The following is a 1466-nucleotide window of genomic DNA, read 5'->3' on the forward strand; positions in this document are numbered from 1 at the left end:
TTGATTGAGGAACTCCAGGCAGACTCTGAGCTCAAGCACTATCCAATGGTGGTTGTGGCAGAGTTTACCGACACACCAGAGTGGGAACTCAAGGGAGTGAACCGTTCCCAAATATATTTCTATATTGGTGATTACACGACTATTGATGTCCTCGAAAGTGTGGGGATCTATCATGCCTCACGGGCAATCCTCCTGGCTGATTCTACCCGTCCTCGAAGTGACCAAGACCGGGATGCACGGACAGTCCTAGCGGCCTTGACCATTGAAAAACTCCAACCCGGAATTTACACTTGTGCTCAACTCCTTGACCGGAAAAACAATGTCCAACTGCGAGTAGCGGGAGTTGAAGATGTCATTGTTGTTGATGAATTAGCTAGTCACTTAATTGCTACCTCAGCTCGGAACCTAGGAGCTGTAGATGTGTTGGCAGAGTTGCTAACTGTGCAAGTGGGAAACCAATTCTACAAAATTGTTTTACCACAGAAGTGGGTTGACATTTCGTTCTGGGAAGCTGCTCGGCGCTTGAAAGAGGAGTTTGATACAACGTTGATTGCAATAGAGCGCCATAGCAATGGAAATCGGGAAACCCTAATTAATCCCCCTAAAGATCAAACACTACTATCTGGCGATCACTTAGTTATTATTGCTCGTAGTCTGCCGAAAATTGGGGTGCCAGTCCGGTAAAGTCTCAATTTTTTGGCAGGTCTTTATAGTGCGTTCGCATAAGGGCGGAAGCTTTGCTTCATCGCAAATTAGGATCCCCTTGGGGTTTACAATGATTGGGACTTTTCAAATCCAGATTCTGCTTGTCTGTGTCTAGATAGCCTATAGCAGTCGAAGTAAAGCTTAAGACATCTTCTGCTCCCAGCTCCCCAGCTCCCTACTCCCTGCTCCCTGTTCCCTATTCCCTTTGCTATATGTATGAACAAGATTTTAACCGTTGGCGAGAAATCATCGTTGAACAAATCAAAGCTAGAAATTTATCGGCAATTGATTGGGATAATTTGCTGCTTGAGTTAGAGGACATGGGAAAGGCTGAAAAGCGAGCATTCATTAGCAATTTAACTATATTGATTGCCCATTTACTCAAAATAATTGTTCAAACTGACGCTCCTGATTCTATGAAAGGAAGTTGGTATAGTTCAGTCACAGAACATCGGTTTCGTATCCAAAAAGATTTACAAGACAGTCCTTCATTTAAACGTTATTTAGAAGAAGCGATCGCTAAAGCTTATAAGGATGCTCGAAAGTTAGCTATAAAAGAAGGTAAAAAAGCCAGCTTTGGCATTCGTAAGCCCAACCCTGAAGACTATCCCAATCAATGTCCTTTTACAATTGAACAGCTATTAGATGAAGAATTTTATGGGGATTAATTCATTGTTATACTAACGCACTTCAATCCATATCTTATCTTAATTATCGAAATTTTCAGTGCTTTATGCTGTTGCGCTTCACACCCTACAGAA

2 protein-coding genes are annotated in these 1466 nt (G+C 42.5%); both read left to right on the forward strand.

The features are described from left to right. On the forward strand, positions 1 to 684 hold a 684-nt coding region (locus F6K49_RS48485), incomplete at its 5' end, for an NAD-binding protein (protein WP_293109831.1). A gap of 233 nt (positions 685 to 917) precedes the next feature. After that, positions 918 to 1373, forward strand: coding sequence for a DUF29 domain-containing protein (locus tag F6K49_RS48490; protein WP_293109833.1), 456 nt, complete (start codon positions 918 to 920; stop codon positions 1371 to 1373). Positions 1374 to 1466 lie beyond the last annotated feature (93 nt).

The organism is Moorena sp. SIO3I6, from assembly GCF_010672095.1.

Coding starts and splice junctions, on each gene's coding strand:
- F6K49_RS48490 (WP_293109833.1), top strand. CDS start 918: ATGTATGAACAAGATTTTAACCGTTGGCGAGAAATCATCGTTGAACAA.